The sequence below is a fragment of the Streptomyces griseosporeus genome (assembly GCF_014656055.1).
GTDB lineage: Bacteria > Actinomycetota > Actinomycetes > Streptomycetales > Streptomycetaceae > Streptomyces > Streptomyces griseosporeus.
In genome coordinates this window covers 680,756-697,141 of record NZ_BNBR01000005.1, presented here as the reverse complement: position 1 = coordinate 697,141, position 16,386 = coordinate 680,756, and the positions used below count along the sequence as shown (strand labels likewise).

Sequence of the window (16,386 nt, the reverse complement as noted above, 5' to 3'; positions counted from 1 at the left end):
GGTGTGACCGGGGCGGCGTCAGGTGTCCGTGCGGTCCTCGGTGGCCGGCTCGGCCGGGGCCGACTCCGTCGCCGTGGACTTGGCGGTGCTGATCGCCGCGGTCGCGCCGTTGGCGCCGTTCGTCAGGGCGAGCTCCTTGGGGGAGAGCACCGGCGGACGGGTGGACGGGGTGCGCCGCGAGGAGCCGGTCCACGCGGGCCGCGGCGGGCGCTTGACGATCGGGGCGAAGATCTCGGCGATCTCCTCCTTGCCCAGGGTCTCCTTCTCCAGGAGGGCCAGGACGAGGTTGTCGAGGACGTCGCGGTTCTCGACCAGGATCTCCCAGGCCTCGTTGTGCGCGTTCTCGATCAGCTTCTTGACCTCCTCGTCCACCAGCGCGGCGACCTCCTCGGAGTAGTCGCGCTGGTGAGCCATCTCACGGCCGAGGAAGGGCTCGCTGTTGTCGCCGCCGAACTTGATGGCGCCGAGGCGCTCGGTCATGCCGTACTGGGTGACCATCGCGCGGGCCACGTTGGTGGCCTTCTCGATGTCGTTGGCGGCGCCGGTGGTCGGGTCGTGGAAGACCAGTTCCTCCGCCGCACGGCCGCCCAGCATGTAGGCGAGCTGGTCGAGCATCTCGTTGCGGGTGGTGGAGTACTTGTCCTCGTCGGGCAGGACCATCGTGTAGCCGAGGGCCCGGCCGCGGGACAGGATGGTGATCTTGTGCACCGGGTCGGAGTTCGGGGAGGCCGCCGCGACCAGGGCGTGACCGCCCTCGTGGTACGCGGTGATCTTCTTTTCCTTGTCCGACATGATCCGGGTCCGCTTCTGCGGTCCGGCCACGACGCGGTCGATCGCCTCGTCCAGCATCTTGTTGTCGATCAGCTTCTGGTTGCTGCGGGCCGTCAGCAGGGCGGCCTCGTTCAGCACGTTCGCCAGATCGGCACCGGTCATGCCGGGGGTGCGGCGCGCGACGGCGTTGAGGTCGACGTCGGGCGCGACCGGCTTGCCCTTCTGGTGGACCTTGAGGATCTCCAGGCGGCCCTGGAGGTCCGGCGGGTCGACCGCGATCTGCCGGTCGAAGCGGCCCGGGCGCAGCAGCGCCGGGTCGAGGATGTCGGGCCGGTTGGTCGCGGCGATGAGGATCACGCCGCCCTTGACGTCGAAGCCGTCCATCTCGACGAGCAGCTGGTTCAGGGTCTGCTCGCGCTCGTCGTGACCGCCGCCGAGGCCGGCGCCGCGGTGGCGGCCGACCGCGTCGATCTCGTCGACGAAGACGATCGCCGGGGCGTTCGCCTTGGCCTGCTCGAAGAGGTCACGCACCCGGGAGGCACCGACGCCGACGAACATCTCGACGAAGTCGGAGCCGGAGATCGAGTAGAAGGGGACGCCCGCCTCGCCGGCGACGGCGCGCGCGAGCAGGGTCTTGCCGGTACCGGGGCGGCCGTAGAGCAGCACGCCCTTGGGGATCTTGGCGCCGACGGCCTGGAACTTCGCCGGTTCCTGGAGGAACTCCTTGATCTCCTGGAGTTCCTCGACGGCCTCGTCGCAGCCCGCGACGTCCGAGAAGGTCGTCTTGGGGGTGTCCTTGGTGATGAGCTTGGCCTTCGACTTGCCGAAGTTCATCACCCGGGAGCCGCCGCCCTGCATCTGATTCATCAGGAACAGGAACACGACGACGATGAGGACGAAGGGGAGCAGGGAGAGCAGGATCCCGACGAACGGGTTCTGCTTGGACGGCGAGACCGTGTAGCCGTCCGGGATCTGCTTCTGCTCGAACTTGTTCTGCAGCGTGCTGGCGACGGACACGCCCTGGTCGCCGATGTAGCTCGCCTGGATCTTCGAGCTGCCCTTGACCTTGTAGCCGTCCTTGAGGGTGACCTTGATGGTCTGCTCGTCGCCGGTGGTGAGCTTGGCCGACTCGACCTTGTTCTGGTTGATCGCCTGGACAACCTGACCCGTGTCCACCGTCTTGTAGCCGCCGGACGAGCCGACGACCTGCATCAACACGACCACGGCAAGGACGGCCAGCACGATCCACATGACCGGCCCACGGAAGTATCGCTTCACGTCCATCCACACGGAGCGGTGCCGCCCCGTCCCTCCTGCCATAGTGAGTTTGATAAGACAGTTCTTCTGACGGTACCCCAGCATTGTGGCCCGAAGCCGCACGGTAGGGCTGGCATTCCCGTCTGCATGCTCCAACGGTGCACGGGCGGCCGGGGTTCCCGACCGCCGCACACCGGCCTACATCACGGTGTCAGCCGCCGTAGACGTGGGGCGCGAGCGTACCGACGAACGGGAGGTTGCGGTACTTCTCGGCGTAGTCCAGGCCGTAGCCGACGACGAACTCGTTCGGGATGTCGAAGCCGACCCATTCGACGTCGATGGCGACCTTGGCGGCGTCCGGCTTGCGCAGCAGCGTGCACACCTTCAGCGAGGCGGGCTCGCGCGAGCCGAGGTTGTTGATCAGCCAGGACAGGGTCAGGCCGGAGTCGATGATGTCCTCGACGATCAGGACGTGCTTGCCCTTGATGTCGGTGTCGAGGTCCTTGAGGATCCGCACGACGCCGGAGGACTGGGTGCCCGCGCCGTAGGAGGACACGGCCATCCAGTCCATGGTGACGGCGGTGGACAGCGCCCGGGCGAGGTCGGCCATGACCATCACCGCGCCCTTGAGGACGCCGACGATGAGCAGGTCCTTGCCCGCGTACTCCGCGTCGATCTTCGCGGCCAGCTCGGCCAGCTTCGCGTCGATCTCTTCCTTGGTGATGAGTACCTGCTTGAGGTCGGCACCCATGTCTTTCGCGTCCACCCGCATCACTTTCGGTCGGTCGTCCCACCGGCCTGCCCGGACCTCCGGTGCCCGTAGTGGGCGGCCGGTGGGAGCTCCGGATTCAGCCTTGCCGAATCACCAGTCTGCCACCCTGCCGCTGGGCGACGACTTTGCCGGGCAGATTGATGGCCTTCTGGCCGCGCCAGCCGGTGATCAGCCGGTCGACCTCTTCGATGTGCCGGGCGAAGAGGGAGCCGGCCGGGGCGCCGGCCTCGATGGCGGCGCGGCGCAGGATCCGGCGCCGTACGGCGGGCGGCAGGGCGTAGAGCTTGGCGCACTCGAGCAGGCCGGCGGCGTCGCGGACGGTGGCCTCGGCCTGGCCGGCCCAGGCGTCGAGGGCGTCGGCGTCGTCGCGGGAGAGCTGGGCCGTGCGGGCGAGGGCCTCGACGACGCCCTTGCCGAGGCATTTCTCCAGGGCGGGCAGGCCTTCGTGGCGCAGCCGGGAGCGGGTGTAGGCGGGGTCGCTGTTGTGCGGGTCGTCCCAGACGGGCAGGGACTGGACCATGCAGGCCTTGCGGGCGGTCTGCCGGTCGAGTTCGAGGAAGGGGCGCCGGTAACGGCCGCCGGCCCCCGAGACCGCGGCCATTCCGGACAGGGAGCGCGTGCCGGAACCTCGCGCGAGGCCGAGGAGGACGGTCTCGGCCTGGTCGTCGCGGGTGTGTCCGAGCAGGATCGCGGTGGCGCCGAGGCGTTCGGCGGCGGCGTCGAGGGCGGCGTAGCGGGCGTCCCGGGCGGCGGCCTCGGGGCCGCCGTCGCGGCCGACGGTGACGGCGGCGGACTCGACGGGGTCGAGGCCGAGTTCGCGCAGGCGCAGGACGACTTCCGCAGCGCGGGTGTCGGAGCCGGGCTGGAGTCCGTGGTCGACGGTGACGCCGCCGGCCCGGATGCCGAGCCGGGGGGCTTCGAAGGCGAGGGCGGAGGCGAGCGCCATGGAGTCGGCGCCGCCGGAGCAGGCCACGAGGACGAGCGGCGGCTGCGGGGGCGTGTGCGGCGCTGTGCGGGGCGGCTCGGGGGAGGTCTGGGCGCTGCCGGGGGCGCTGCCCCGGTCCCGGTGGCGCTCGGTGCTGTGTTCGGTGAGGAGGTCGTGGAGGACGCGGCGGACCGCCAGGCGTATCGCCGCGACCGCAGGATGGGGACCCATGTCCGGTTCCCTTCATGAAGTTTTCGGGGGGTGAGCCCGTGTCGGTCACTCAGAGTGTGTAGATGGTGACAGAAACGGGCGGTTCCCTGAGCATTGCACGCCTGTCCACGGCTCACGGTCCCTCGGACGGGTGATTGGAGGGGCGTTCGCCTGCCGTCGGCCGAATGTGTTTCACGACCGTGGCCCGGCGGTTCACGCCTCCGGCTTGCGGTGCACCCGTGCGACCCAGTCCGCCGGTTTGGCGATCTCCGCCTTGGTGGGGAGGGTGTTGGGCGAGGTCCACACGCGGTTGAAGCCGTCCATGCCGACCTCGTCGACGACGGCCCGCACGAAGCGTTCGCCGTCGCGGTACTGCCTCAGTTTGGCGTCCAGGCCGAGCAGCTTGCGCAGGGCGAGGTCGAGTCGGGAGGCACCCTTGGCGCGGCGCTGCTGGAACTTCTCGCGGATCTCGGCGACGGTCGGTACGACCTCGGGGCCGACGCCGTCCATGACGAAGTCGGCGTGGCCCTCCAGGAGGGACATCACGGCGGTGAGGCGGCCGAGGATCTCGCGCTGGGCGGGCGTCTGCACCAGCTCGACCAGGGAGCGGCCGCCGTCGTCCTCCTCGCCCTCGGGACGGCCGCCGGCCAGCGACTGGGCGGCCTCGCGGATGCGTTCCAGCACGGTCATCGGGTCGACGTCGGTCTCCGCGAGGAATGACTGGATCTCGCCCTCGAGGTGGTCGCGGAGCCAGGGCACCGCGGAGAACTGGGTGCGGTGGGTCTCCTCGTGCAGGCACACCCACAGGCGGAAGTCGTGGGGCTGTACGTCGAGTTCGCGCTCGACGTGCACGATGTTGGGGGCGACGAGCAGCAGCCGGCCGCCGCCGTTCTCGCCGGCGGGCAGGTCGCGGGTGTCGGGGGCGAACGTCTCGTACTGGCCGAGGACGCGGGAGGCCAGGAACGACAGCAGCATGCCGAGTTCGACGCCGGTCACCTTGCCGCCGACGGCGCCGAGCATCGCGCCGCCGGGGCTGTTGCCGCGGCGCTCCTGCATCTTCTCCAGGAGGGGCTTGAGGAGTTCCCGGAAGCCGGCGACGTTCGCCCGCACCCAGCCGGGGCGGTCGACGACGAGGACCGGGGTGTCGTGTTCGATGTCGGTGCCCATACGAGTGAAGCCCCGGACGTGCTCCTCCGAGGCTTTCGCGTGCCGGCGCAGTTCCGCGACGACGGCCCGGGCCTCGTCGCGGCTCACCTCGGGGCCCGGCCGCACGAGCCGGGTCGCGGTCGCCACCGCGAGATTCCAGTCGACCATCTCGGCTCCACCGATGCTCGTCATGCGTCAACCGTACGTGAGCACCGGCCTCGGGGGCAGGGCTGCGGGGGCGTGGGGGTGGCTCAGCTGTTCGGTGGAGGGGCGGTGGACCGGCGCGGGGGCCGGGGCGGCGGCCCCCGGCCTGCGGCGGCCGCGACATGCCGCCGCGCACCCGGCGTTGCCGGCCGGCCGGGCTCACCGGCAGCCGCAGCTCGCCAAGGTCGTCGCCGCCTTGTCCAGGGCCTTCTGGGCCGCCGCCGGGTCCGTCGTCTCCGAGGAGAGGAAGGCGAAGGCCAGGAGGCGGCCGTCCTGGTCGACGACCGTGCCGGCCAGGGTGTTGACGCCGGTCAGGGTGCCGGTCTTGGCGCGTACGACGCCGGCCGCGCCGTCGGTGTAGCGGCTGCTCAGCGTGCCGGTGAAGCCGGCCACGGGCAGGCCGGTGAGGACCGGGCGGAGTTCGGGGCGGGCGGGGTCGCCGGACTTGGCGAGCAGTGCGGTGAGCAGGCCGGCGGTGAGCCGGTCGGCGCGGTCGAGGCCGCTGCCGTCGTGGAAGGCGGCGCCGGCCAGCGGGAGGCCCAGTTTCTTCAGCTGGGCCTCGACGGCGCGGCCGCCGCCGGTGAAGTCGGCGCGCTGCCCGGTCGCCACGGCGGTCTGGCGGGCCAGGACCTCGGCGATGTCGTTGTCGCTGTTGGTGAGCATGCGCTCGACGAGGGCGGAGAGCGGCGGCGAGGAGACGGTCGCCAGGGTCTGGGCGCGGCCGGTGGCCTTGGAGGGGCCGGGCGCGGTGGTCTTGATGCCGTGCTGCGCCAGGAAGTCGGCGAACTTGCGGGTGGCGTCGGCCGCCGGGTCGGCGACCCGGGGTGCCGGTCCGCTGCTGGAGCCGTCGGTGCGGCCCTCGTCGGCCGTGAGGGCGGTGACGGGGGCGAGGTTGGGGTTGACCCCGATGGGGTGAACCTGCGGTCCGGTGAAGAGTGTCGTGTCGTACGACAGCGTCACCTGGCGCATGCCCCGCTTGTGCAGTGCGGCGGCCGTGTCCGCGGCCAGGGCGCGCAGGCCGGCCCAGCCGCCGGCGTTCGGGCGGGCGGTCAGGGTGGGGTCGCCGCCGCCGACCAGGACGAGTTCCCGGGTGTCGGGTTCCAGCGCGGCGCGGGTGGTGAAGCGGTGGTCGGCGCCGAGCGCGGACAGCGCGGCGACGGCGGTGGCGATCTTGGTGGTGGAGGCGGGGATCAGCGCCTGGTCGGCGCCCGCGCCGTAGAGGGGCCGGCCGGTGGCGACGTCGACGACGGAGGCGGTGTGGCGGGCGCCGAGGCCGGGGTCCTTCAGCAGCGGGCCGAGGACGCCCGCGAGGGCCTTGCCGCCGGGCAGGTTCGGGGCCTTCGGGCCGGCCTGGACGGCGGTCGTGGCGCCGCCGAGGCCGGTGAGGACCGTGGGGGCGCTGGGGGCGGGCCGGGGTCCCCCGGCGCTCGTACGGGGGGTACGGCCGTGATCTGCGCCACCCGTGCGCTGCTGGGCGGCGGCCCACTCCCGCTCGGCCGTACGCTGACCCGTGGCGTCCCAGGGACCCGCGGCGGACACCACACCGGCGGCCAGTGCCAGACCGGCGGTGGCGGCGCCCGCGGTGTACTGCCAGGTCTTGATGGTGTTCGGCCGCGTCACCCGCCTGAGCTGCGGTTTCGCGGCCTGCGCGAGCCGTGTGACCCGCGGCCGGGCCACCGTCGCGGCTCGTGCGAGACGCGGTCGTACGGCGGCGGCGACCCGCGCCACGTGCGGTCCCGCGACCCGCCAAGGCCTCAGTTCTGGCACGACCACCAGCCCCTTTCGCGATCACACACCTGCGTGAGGGACACTTAATCACCCGAAGTATGTGCTGATCATGGAGGAGCCACCGGTGGAGTTCGACGTCACGATCGAGATCCCGAAGGGTTCGCGGAACAAGTACGAGGTGGACCACGAGACCGGCCGGATCCGCCTGGACCGTCGACTCTTCACCTCGACCGCCTACCCGACCGACTACGGCTTCGTCGAGAACACCCTCGGCGAGGACGGCGACCCGCTCGACGCGCTGGTCATTCTGGACGAGCCCACCTTCCCGGGCTGTCTGATCCGCTGCCGCGCGATCGGCATGTTCCGCATGACCGACGAGGCGGGCGGCGACGACAAGCTGCTGTGCGTCCCGGCGACGGACCCGCGCGTGGAGCACCTGCGCGACATCCACCACGTCTCCGAGTTCGACCGCCTGGAGATCCAGCACTTCTTCGAGGTGTACAAGGACCTGGAGCCCGGCAAGTCCGTCGAGGGCGCCAACTGGGTGGGCCGTACCGACGCCGAGGCCGAGATCGAGCGGTCGTACAAGCGCTTCAAGGAGCAGGGCGGCCACTGAGCCCCCCTCGCCTCAGGCCGTGTGACGGGCCGCACGCGCACGCGTGCGGCCCGTCCGCGTATCCGGGGGCAGGTGGGTACTGGTGTCTGTGCGCATACTGAGGCGTGGCGCAGGTGTCGTAGAGGGAGTGCTGCGGAAGTGACGGAGGCGGAGGACCGCAAGCCGCAGTCGGACGAGGCGCGGAGCAGCTACGACCCGGAGATCACGTCGGAGTTCGCCGTGCCGGACGGGCTCGCGGTGCCGAAGGCGGGCGGCGAGTCGGAGACGACGTCGGAGTTCGCGCTGCCCAAGGGGCTGGACGTGCCGCACCCGCCGGCGGCCGAGCCCGAGGGGTCGGCGTTCAGCCCGCCGAGCACGTACAGCTCCAAGAGCGCCCCGCCGATGTTCACGCCGGCCGGCGGCATACCGGCGGTCAGTCTCACCAAGGACATCCCGTGGCAGGACCGGATGCGCACGATGCTGCGCATGCCGGTGGCCGAGCGGCCGGCGCCCGAGCCCGTGCAGCGGGCCGAGGAGGGCGGCCCGGCCGTCCCGCGCGTCCTCGACCTGACCCTGCGTATCGGCGAGCTGCTGCTCGCGGGCGGCGAGGGCGCGGAGGACGTGGAGGCGGCGATGTTCGCCGTGTGCCGCTCCTACGGCCTGGACCGCTGCGAGCCGAACGTCACCTTCACCCTGCTGGCGATCTCCTACCAGCCGTCGCTGGTGGAGGACCCGGTGACGGCGTCCCGGACGGTACGGCGGCGCGGCACCGACTACACGCGGCTGGCGGCAGTGTTCCGGCTGGTGGACGACCTCAGCGACCCGGAGACCCATGTCTCGCTGGAGGAGGCCTACCGGCGGCTCGCGGAGATCCGGCGCAACCGGCACCCGTACCCGACGTGGGTGCTGACCTCGGCCAGCGGGCTGCTCGCCGCCGCGGCCTCCGTGCTGGTCGGCGGTGACGTGATCGTCTTCTTCGCGGCGGCGCTCGGCGCGATGCTCGGCGACCGGCTGGCGTGGCTGTGCGCGGGGCGCGGGCTGCCGGAGTTCTACCAGTTCACGGTGGCCGCGATGCCCCCAGCCGCGATCGGGGTGACGCTGACGCTGGCGCACGTCGACGTGAAGGCGTCCGCGGTCATCACCGGTGGGCTGTTCGCGCTGCTGCCCGGGCGGGCGCTGGTGGCGGGCGTGCAGGACGGCCTGACCGGCTTCTACATCACGGCGTCGGCGCGGCTGCTGGAGGTCCTGTACTTCTTCGTCGGCATCGTCATCGGCGTGCTGGTGGTGCTCTATCTGGGCGTGCAGCTGGGGGCGCACCTCAACCCCGACGCGGCGCTGAGCATCGAGAAGCGGCCGCTGTGGCAGATCGGCGCGTCGATGCTGCTGTCGCTCACCTTCGCGGTGCTGCTCCAGCAGGAGCGGTCCACCGTGCTGGCCGTGACGCTGAACGGCGGTGTCGCCTGGTCGGTGTACGGCGCGCTGCACTACACCGGCCACATCTCGCCAGTCGCCTCGACGGCCGTCGCGGCGGGCCTGGTGGGGCTGTTCGGGCAGTTGCTGTCGCGGTACCGGTTCGCCTCCGCGCTGCCGTACACCACCGCGGCGATCGGGCCGCTGCTGCCGGGTTCGTCGACGTACTTCGGACTGCTGTCCATCGCGCAGAGCGAGGTGGACAAGGGGCTCGTGTCGCTGACCAAGGCGGCGGCGCTGGCCATGGCCATCGCGATCGGGGTGCACCTCGGGTCGGAGATCTCCCGGCTGTTCCTCCGGGTGGGCTCGGCGGAGAAGCGGCGGGCGGCGAAGCGGACGCGGGGCTTCTAGCGGGGGGCGCCCACTGACGCCCCGGATGGGCTACTGCCGGCCCTGGTTGTACGGGTACTGGTGCCCGTAGTGCTGCTGGGGCTGCTGCTGCGGGGCGTACGGCTCCTGGTGGTACGGCTGCTGCTGGTAGCCGTAGCCCTGGCCGTCGTAGCCCTGGTCGCCGTACTGGTCGTAGCCGCCCTGGTCCTGGCCGTACCCCTGCTGCGGCTGCTGGTAGGGGTGGGGCTCCGTGGGGTCGATGCGGCGGAGCTGGGTCGTCGCGTCGTCCATCACCGGGGGGTGGGCCGCGGGAGCCTGCTGCTGGGGGGCCCGCTGCTGGGGGGCCCGCTTCTTCTTGGCGCGCTCGCGCAGGTACTCGATGATGATCGGCACCACGGAGACCAGGACGATCAGGACGAGGATCGCCTCGACGTTGCTCCTGATGACGTCGATCTGACCGAGCCAGTAACCGGCGAGGGTGACGCCCGTGCCCCAGGCGGCGCCGCCGATGACGTTGTACGTGATGAACGTGCGGTACTTCATCCGGCCGGCGCCCGCGACGATCGGGGCGAACGTGCGGACGATGGGGACGAAGCGGGCCAGGACGATCGCCTTGGGCCCGTACTTCTCCATGAACTCGTGCGCCTTGTCCAGGTTCTCCTGCTTGAAGAGCTTGGAGTTGGGGCGGCTGAACAGCCTCGGGCCGAAGAACTTGCCGATCATGTAGCCCACCTGGTCGCCGATGACGGCGGCCAGCACGATCAGCGTGCACACCAGCCACAGGGGCTGGGTGATGAAGTTCCCCTCGGCCACGAACAGGCCCGCGGTGAACAGCAGGGAGTCGCCCGGCAGGAACGCGAAGAGTCCGGACTCGGCGAAGACGATCAGGAGGATGCCGGGCAGGCTGAAGGTCTTGATCAGGTAGTCCGGGCTGAGCCACTCGGGGCCGAGCGCAAGCGTGGTCACGGGTTTGTGGCTCCTGCGGGTGGGAGACGGGCGAGGGGCTGGCTGCCCAAACGTATCAACGCAGCGGCCTTGGCCCAGGTTCCATGGGCGTCCCCAGGATGCACTGTGGCCGCGCTGGGGCAAAGCTGTGAGCCATGAGCCTTGACGATTACGGCGGCGGCCAGGGGCCGCAGCCCGACGTCCTCGTGGTCACCACGAACGACGTGCCGGGCTACCGCGTCCAGCAGGTGCTCGGTGAGGTGTTCGGGCTGACGGTGCGCTCGCGGCACCTGGGCAGCCAGATCGGCGCCGGGCTGAAGTCGATGATCGGCGGTGAGCTGAAGGGGCTCACCAAGACGCTGGTGCAGACCCGCAACCAGGCGATGGAGCGACTCGTCGAGCAGGCACGCGCGCGTGGCGCGAACGGCGTGCTGATGTTCCGTTTCGACGTGACCGAGGCGGCGGACGTGGGCACCGAGGTGTGCGCGTACGGCACGGCCGTGGTCCTGGCCCGGGAGTAGGGCGTGCCGCTGCACCGGGGCCCGGACGCGCCCGACGAGCGTCCCGTGTCCGTGAACCCCTTCTACGGACTGGCGAACCCGGCGGCCGGCATGACCGAGGCGCCGCCCAAGCACCGGTTGCCCGACGCGCCCATGCCGCCGTCGACCGCGCACCAGCTCGTGCGGGACGAGCTGATGCTGGACGGGAATTCCCGGCTGAACCTGGCCACCTTCGTCACCACCTGGATGGAGCCCCAGGCGGGCATCCTGATGGCGGAGTGCCGGGACAAGAACATGATCGACAAGGACGAGTACCCGCGCACCGCGGAGCTGGAGCGGCGCTGTGTGGCGATGCTCGCGGACCTGTGGAACGCGCCGGACCCGGCCGCGGCCGTCGGCTGCTCCACCACCGGGTCCAGCGAGGCGTGCATGCTGGCCGGGATGGCGCTCAAGCGGCGCTGGGCGCGGCGGAACGCCGACCGGTACCCGGGGGCGCGGCCCAATCTGGTGATGGGCGTCAACGTCCAGGTCTGCTGGGACAAGTTCTGCACCTTCTGGGAGGTGGAGGCGCGCCAGGTGCCCATGGAGGGCGACCGGTTCCATCTCGACCCGCGGGCGGCGGCCGAGCTGTGCGACGAGAACACCATCGGGGTCGTCGGTGTCCTCGGCTCCACCTTCGACGGGTCCTACGAGCCGGTCGCGGAGCTGTGCGCGGCGCTGGACGCCCTCCAGGAGCGCACGGGCCTGGACGTCCCGGTGCATGTGGACGGGGCGTCCGGCGGCATGATCGCGCCCTTCCTCGACGAGGACCTGGTGTGGGACTTCCGGCTGCCGCGGGTGGCGTCGATCAACACCTCGGGGCACAAGTACGGGCTGGTCTATCCGGGGGTCGGCTGGGCGCTGTGGCGGGACGCCGAGGCGCTGCCGGAGGAGCTGGTGTTCCGTGTGAACTACCTGGGCGGCGACATGCCGACGTTCGCGCTGAACTTCTCCCGGCCGGGGGCGCAGGTCGTCGCGCAGTACTACACGTTCCTGCGGCTGGGCCGCGAGGGGTACCGGGCGGTGCAGCAGTCGACCCGGGACGTGGCCCGTTCGGTCGCCGACCGGGTGGCGGCGCTCGGTGACTTCCGGCTGCTGACCCGTGGCGACGAGCTGCCCGCGTTCGCGTTCACCACGGCGGAGGACGTGACGGCGTACGACGTCTTCGACGTCTCCCGGCGGCTGCGGGAGCGGGGCTGGCTGGTGCCGGCGTACACCTTCCCGGCGAACCGGGAGGACCTGTCGGTGCTGCGGGTGGTGTGCCGCAACGGGTTCTCCGCCGACCTCGCGGACCTGTTCGTGGAGGACCTGACGCGGCTGCTGCCCGAGCTGCGGCGGCAGCCCGGTCCGCTGACCCGGGACCGGGCGGCGGCCACCGGCTTCCACCACTGAGGGGTGGCCGGGCGGGCGGTTCAGCGGTCGTCGCCGGGGTGCCGCTCCCCCGTCGCGTACGGGTTGTCCTGGCCCTCCCCGAGGACGCCGACGAAGGGTTCGCCTTCGCCGGCGAAGGTGTAGGCGCCGCCTTCGATGCGGTCGACGAGGCCGCGGGTCCAGGCGGCCTCGCCGTCGGCGGTGTGCACCCACATGTTCATGATCTCGCCGATGTGGCCGAGCTTCTCGGGGCCGTCCTCGGGGACGTAGTGCTCGGTGACGGACGCGCGCCACGCGGCGAGCCGCCGCAGCCGCTCCCGCAGCAGCCGGACCACCTCGGCGCGCTCCAGGTCGACCATGAAGCCGATCGCCGCGGAGAGGAGGTCGATTCCGCCGTCGCGGTCGACGAGCGCCTCGCGCAGCAGGCGGACGTACTCCTCGGTGCCCGCGCCGGTGATCTCGTACTCGACGCGGGGCGGTCCGCCGGCCGTGGAGGGGGCCATCTCGTGCGCGTGCAGCAGGCCTTGCTTGGCCATCTGCTTCAGGGCGTGGTAGATCGATCCGGGCTTGGCGTGGGACCACTCGTGCGCGCCCCAGTACTCCAGGTCGTTGCGCACCTGGTAGCCGTGGGCCCGCCCGTGCTGGCGGACGGCGCCCAGCACCAGGAGTCGGATCGCAGACATGGGCCCAGCCTAGGCCGTGCCCGATCTAGGGCCCGGGGTCACCCAGCCTGTTCCAGGGCCACCAGTTCGAAGGCCGTCTTCCCGTCCAGGGACTCGCGGATGATGTCGGCGTGGCCGGCGTGCCGGGCCGTCTCGCGGATCAGGTGCAGGCACACCCAGCGGATCGACGCGCGGCCCTCCGGCGGGAACCAGGGCTGGTCGGGCAGCGGGAAGGTGTCGTCCAGGCTGGGCACGGAGCGGATGAAGGCCTCCGTCTCGGCGGCGACCTTCTCCCAGTACGCCAGCTGCTCCGCGACCGTCTCGCCCTCCAGCAGGCGGTGGGTCTCGCCCCAGTTGGTCTCGTCGCGGTACACCGCCGGTTCCTCGCCCTTGGCGCGGGCGATCCAGCTCTGCTCGACCTCGGCGGCGTGCTTGACCAGCCCGGCCAGGGACAGCTCGCTGACCGTGGGCCGGGAGGTGGCCTGCTCGTCGGTGACGCCGAGCACGGCCCGCCGGATGCCGCCGCGCTGCTCGGCCAGGAAGCTCAGCAGGGCGCCGCGCTCGTCGCCGTACTCCTCCGCCGGAACGTGAGTGACCATGACCGCCGCCTTTCGTCCATGCGGCAGAGAGGTTCTCTGCCTGACACCTCTGAAAGTACGGGGCATCGAGGTCAGATCCTGTCCTCGATGGAGCCCGAGCCGGAAGAAATTCCGCCGGGGCTAGAAGGGGAACTCGCTGCGGCCGTGCTGTACCGAGATCCACTTCAGCGTGGTGAAGGCGTCCAGCGTGGACTCGCCGCCCAGGCGGCCGATGCCGGAGTTCTTCTCGCCGCCGAAGGGCACCAGCGGCTCGTCGTGGATGGTGCCGTCGTTCACATGGAACATGCCGGTCTCGATGCGCTTGGCGAAGGCCACGCCCCGTTCGACGTCGGCGGTGTGGACGGCGCCACTGAGGCCGTAGGGGCTGTCGTTGACGAGGCGGACGGCCTCCTCCTCGCCGTCGAAGGGGACGAGGAGGGCGACGGGGCCGAAGATCTCCTTGCGCAGCAGGGAGGAGTCGGCGGGGACGTCGGTGAGGACGCTGGGGCCGACCAGGTTGTCGGTGGTCTTCCCGCGGATCAGGACGGTGGCGCCCTCGGCCTCGGCCTGTTCGACGGTCGCCGTGATCGCGTTGGCCTGGAGGGAGTTGATCACCGGGCCGATGACGGTCTGCGGGTCGCGCGGGTCGCCGGTCTTCAGGGTGCGCACCTTGGCGACGAACTTCGCGGTGAACTCCGCGGCGACGGCACGGTCGACCAGGACGCGGTTGGCGGCCATGCAGACCTGCCCCTGGTCGGCGTACCGGCTGAAGACGGCGGCGTCGACGGCGTAGTCGAGGTCGGCGTCGTCGAGGACCACCAGGGCGCTGTTTCCGCCGAGTTCCAGGACCGTGCGCTTGAGCTGGGCGGCGCAGACGGTGGCGATGTGGCGGCCGACCTTGTCGGAGCCGGTGAAGGAGACGACCTTGGGGACGGGGTGTTCGATGAACGCGTCGCCGATCTCGGCGATGTCGGTGAGGACGACGTTGAGCAGGCCGGGCGGCAGGCCCGCGTCCTCGAACAGCTTGGCGATCAGGGTGCCGCCGGTGACCGGGGTGTCCTGGTGCGGCTTGAGGACGACGCCGTTGCCGAGGGCGAGCGCGGCGGCGACCGGCTTGATAGACAGCAGGAAGGGGAAGTTGAACGGGCTGATCACGCCGACCACGCCGACGGGGACGCGGTAGAGGCGGTTCTCCTTGCCGGCGACCGGCGAGGGCAGGATGCGGCCCTCGGCGCGCAGGGTGAGCTGGGCGGCGTCCCGCAGGAACTCCTTGGCCAGGCCGATCTCGAAGGCGGCCTTGAGTCTGGTCCCGCCCAGCTCCGCGGTGATCACCTCGGTGATCTCGGCCTCGCGCTCCTCCACCAGCCGCAGCATCCGCTCGAACACGGCCCGCTGGGCGTAGGGGTTGGTCCGGGCCCAGGTGCGCTGCACGCGCGCGGCGGCCCGGTAGGCCTGGTCGACCTCGTCGGCCGTGGCGATGGGGATCGACGCCAGCTTCTCGCCGTCGTACGGGTTGAAGTCGATGATGTCCCAGGAACCCGTGCCGGGACGCCACTCACCGTCGATGTACTGCTGAGCCAGGTCGGTGAAGCAGGACGACGACATGCGATCCCTCAATCCGGTGGCGTCTCCGATCAGCCTGATCACTCGTCATCGTACTGACCTTTTACGCGAGTTGAGGGCGGAACGGGGTCCGGTGCCGGGGCCCGGCTACGACAGCTGGAGCAGCCCGCGCAGCAGGTCGCGGCTCTCGTCCGGGCCGGGGCTGTCCTGCTGGAGTTCCTTCAGCGCCTGCTCGTACTGCAGGACGTCCTCGCGTTTGTCGAGGTAGAGGGCGCTGGTGAGCTGCTCCAGGAAGACGACGTCCGACAGGTCGGACTCGGGGAAGCTGAGGATGGTGAAGGCGCCGGACTCGCCGGAGTGGCCGCCGAAGCTGAACGGCATGACCTGCAGGCGCACATTGGGCCGCTCGGACATGTCGATCAGGTGCTGGAGCTGTTCGCGCATCACCGCACGGTCACCGTACGGGCGGCGCAGGGCGGCCTCGTCCAGGACGATGTGGAACTCGGGCGCGTTCTCCGAGACGAGGTACTTCTGCCGCTCCAGGCGCAGCGCGACGCGCTTCTCCACGTCCTCCTCGCTCGCGCCCTTCATGCCGCGCCGGACGACCGCGCGGGCGTACGCCTCGGTCTGCAGCAGGCCGTGCACGAACTGCACCTCGTAGACGCGGATCAGGGACGCCGCGCCCTCCAGGCCCACATAGGTGGGGAACCAGTTGGGCAGCACGTCGGAGTAACTGTGCCACCAGCCCGCGACGTTGGCCTCGCGGGCCAGGGCGACGAGGGCGCTGCGCTCCTGCTCGTCCGTGATGCCGTACAGCGTCAGCAAGTCCTCCACGTCCCTCGTCTTGAAGCTCACCCGGCCCAGCTCCATCCGGCTGATCTTCGACTCGGAGGCACGGATCGAGTAGCCCGCCGCTTCACGGGTGATCCCGCGCGCCTCACGCAGTCGCCTGAGTTGCGAGCCGAGCAGCATGCGTCGCACCACCGATCCGGGCTCTCCCGCGCTCACGTTCGCCTGCCTCTCCAACCGTCTTCAGGGCCCGAAGTCTGCCACTAAAACACTCCGAGCAGTACTCGCGCGATTACAGAGACGGAAAGAAGGCGAAGGGTCCGTTCTGTATCGGACCCCGCCCGGACACGGAACGGGTCGGGAACGAGTCGGGAACGAGTAAGGGGACGGCGGGACTTGCACGAGAAGATGGCGGAAAAAATGGCCAAGAAGCGGTACGGGCGGGTCCAATTCGGTCACGTGCACGTGCATCTGCCCTTGCATCTGTTGTGCGCATCCGAAACCATGGTCCCGCGCCACCGCCGCATCGCA

General features: G+C 71.0%; 14 protein-coding genes. 4 read left to right on the top strand and 10 right to left on the bottom strand.

The window, feature by feature from the left end; translation table 11 throughout:
- Positions 1-18: 18 nt before the first annotated feature.
- From ftsH to dacB, 5 genes are all read right to left on the bottom strand, one after another.
- A complete protein-coding gene (ftsH, locus tag IE308_RS26275) occupies positions 19-2,055 on the bottom strand; it encodes an ATP-dependent zinc metalloprotease FtsH (protein ID WP_110629556.1) in 2,037 nt (678 codons plus the stop codon).
- 184 nt (positions 2,056-2,239) lie between these two features.
- Positions 2,240-2,800, bottom strand: a complete 561-nt coding sequence (hpt, locus tag IE308_RS26270; RefSeq protein ID WP_110629555.1) for a hypoxanthine phosphoribosyltransferase — start codon at positions 2,798-2,800, stop codon at positions 2,240-2,242.
- A gap of 76 nt (positions 2,801-2,876) precedes the next feature.
- Positions 2,877-3,956, bottom strand: a complete 1,080-nt coding sequence (gene tilS, locus IE308_RS26265) for a tRNA lysidine(34) synthetase TilS (RefSeq protein ID WP_110629554.1) — start codon at positions 3,954-3,956, stop codon at positions 2,877-2,879.
- Between the two features lie 192 nt (positions 3,957-4,148).
- The gene (locus IE308_RS26260) at positions 4,149-5,273 is read right to left on the bottom strand and encodes an Rv3626c family coenzyme F420 biosynthesis-associated protein (protein ID WP_110629553.1); all 1,125 of its coding nucleotides are present in this window, start codon (positions 5,271-5,273) and stop codon (positions 4,149-4,151) included.
- 171 nt (positions 5,274-5,444) lie between these two features.
- Positions 5,445-7,058 (bottom strand): D-alanyl-D-alanine carboxypeptidase/D-alanyl-D-alanine endopeptidase, encoded by a 1,614-nt coding sequence (gene dacB / locus IE308_RS26255; RefSeq protein ID WP_190219782.1) that lies wholly within the window; start codon positions 7,056-7,058, stop codon positions 5,445-5,447.
- A 79-nt stretch (positions 7,059-7,137) separates the two neighbouring features.
- Between dacB and IE308_RS26250 the strand changes: the two genes are divergently transcribed.
- Both IE308_RS26250 and IE308_RS26245 read left to right on the top strand, forming a co-directional pair.
- The gene (locus IE308_RS26250) at positions 7,138-7,629 is read left to right on the top strand and encodes an inorganic diphosphatase (protein WP_029381130.1); all 492 of its coding nucleotides are present in this window, start codon (positions 7,138-7,140) and stop codon (positions 7,627-7,629) included.
- Positions 7,630-7,767: 138 nt separating this feature from the next.
- Positions 7,768-9,429 (top strand): threonine/serine exporter family protein, encoded by a 1,662-nt coding sequence (locus IE308_RS26245; protein ID WP_190219781.1) that lies wholly within the window; start codon positions 7,768-7,770, stop codon positions 9,427-9,429.
- A 30-nt stretch (positions 9,430-9,459) separates the two neighbouring features.
- Here IE308_RS26245 and IE308_RS26240 read toward each other — a convergent pair whose 3' ends face one another.
- Positions 9,460-10,374 carry a DedA family protein gene (locus tag IE308_RS26240; protein WP_190219780.1) on the bottom strand — a complete coding sequence of 305 codons (915 nt, stop codon included), beginning with the start codon at positions 10,372-10,374 and terminating at the stop codon, positions 9,460-9,462.
- A 134-nt stretch (positions 10,375-10,508) separates the two neighbouring features.
- On the opposite strand from IE308_RS26240, the gene IE308_RS26235 reads away from it, so the two are divergent.
- Positions 10,509-10,874, top strand: a complete 366-nt coding sequence (locus tag IE308_RS26235; protein WP_110629549.1) for a YbjQ family protein — start codon at positions 10,509-10,511, stop codon at positions 10,872-10,874.
- A gap of 3 nt (positions 10,875-10,877) precedes the next feature.
- On the top strand, positions 10,878-12,284 hold the full coding sequence (gene gad, locus IE308_RS26230) for a glutamate decarboxylase (protein ID WP_190219779.1): 1,407 nt from the start codon (positions 10,878-10,880) through the stop codon (positions 12,282-12,284).
- A 20-nt stretch (positions 12,285-12,304) separates the two neighbouring features.
- Here the strand turns inward: gad and IE308_RS26225 are convergent, their stop codons facing one another.
- The 4 genes from IE308_RS26225 to IE308_RS26210 form a co-directional block, all read right to left on the bottom strand.
- Entirely contained in the window at positions 12,305-12,946 is a 642-nt protein-coding gene (locus tag IE308_RS26225; protein ID WP_190219778.1) for a PadR family transcriptional regulator, read from the bottom strand.
- A gap of 38 nt (positions 12,947-12,984) precedes the next feature.
- Positions 12,985-13,524, bottom strand: coding sequence for a DinB family protein (locus tag IE308_RS26220; RefSeq protein WP_190219777.1), 540 nt, complete (start codon positions 13,522-13,524; stop codon positions 12,985-12,987).
- 120 nt (positions 13,525-13,644) lie between these two features.
- Positions 13,645-15,108, bottom strand: coding sequence for an aldehyde dehydrogenase family protein (locus IE308_RS26215; RefSeq protein WP_110629545.1), 1,464 nt, complete (start codon positions 15,106-15,108; stop codon positions 13,645-13,647).
- Between the two features lie 105 nt (positions 15,109-15,213).
- Complete coding sequence (locus IE308_RS26210) at positions 15,214-16,050, bottom strand: Sco1979 family transcriptional regulator (protein ID WP_494518354.1); 837 nt, start codon at positions 16,048-16,050, stop codon at positions 15,214-15,216.
- Positions 16,051-16,386: the final 336 nt, after the last annotated feature.

Excerpts from the sequence above, each read along its gene's own strand:
- ftsH (WP_110629556.1), bottom strand. The coding sequence starts at position 2,055 with ATGGACGTGAAGCGATACTTCCGTGGGCCGGTCATGTGGATCGTGCTG.
- hpt (WP_110629555.1), bottom strand. The coding sequence starts at position 2,800 with ATGCGGGTGGACGCGAAAGACATGGGTGCCGACCTCAAGCAGGTACTC.
- tilS (WP_110629554.1), bottom strand. The coding sequence starts at position 3,956 with ATGGGTCCCCATCCTGCGGTCGCGGCGATACGCCTGGCGGTCCGCCGC.
- IE308_RS26260 (WP_110629553.1), bottom strand. The coding sequence starts at position 5,273 with ATGACGAGCATCGGTGGAGCCGAGATGGTCGACTGGAATCTCGCGGTG.
- IE308_RS26235 (WP_110629549.1), top strand. The coding sequence starts at position 10,509 with ATGAGCCTTGACGATTACGGCGGCGGCCAGGGGCCGCAGCCCGACGTC.
- IE308_RS26225 (WP_190219778.1), bottom strand. The coding sequence starts at position 12,946 with ATGTCTGCGATCCGACTCCTGGTGCTGGGCGCCGTCCGCCAGCACGGG.
- IE308_RS26220 (WP_190219777.1), bottom strand. The coding sequence starts at position 13,524 with ATGGTCACTCACGTTCCGGCGGAGGAGTACGGCGACGAGCGCGGCGCC.
- IE308_RS26215 (WP_110629545.1), bottom strand. The coding sequence starts at position 15,108 with ATGTCGTCGTCCTGCTTCACCGACCTGGCTCAGCAGTACATCGACGGT.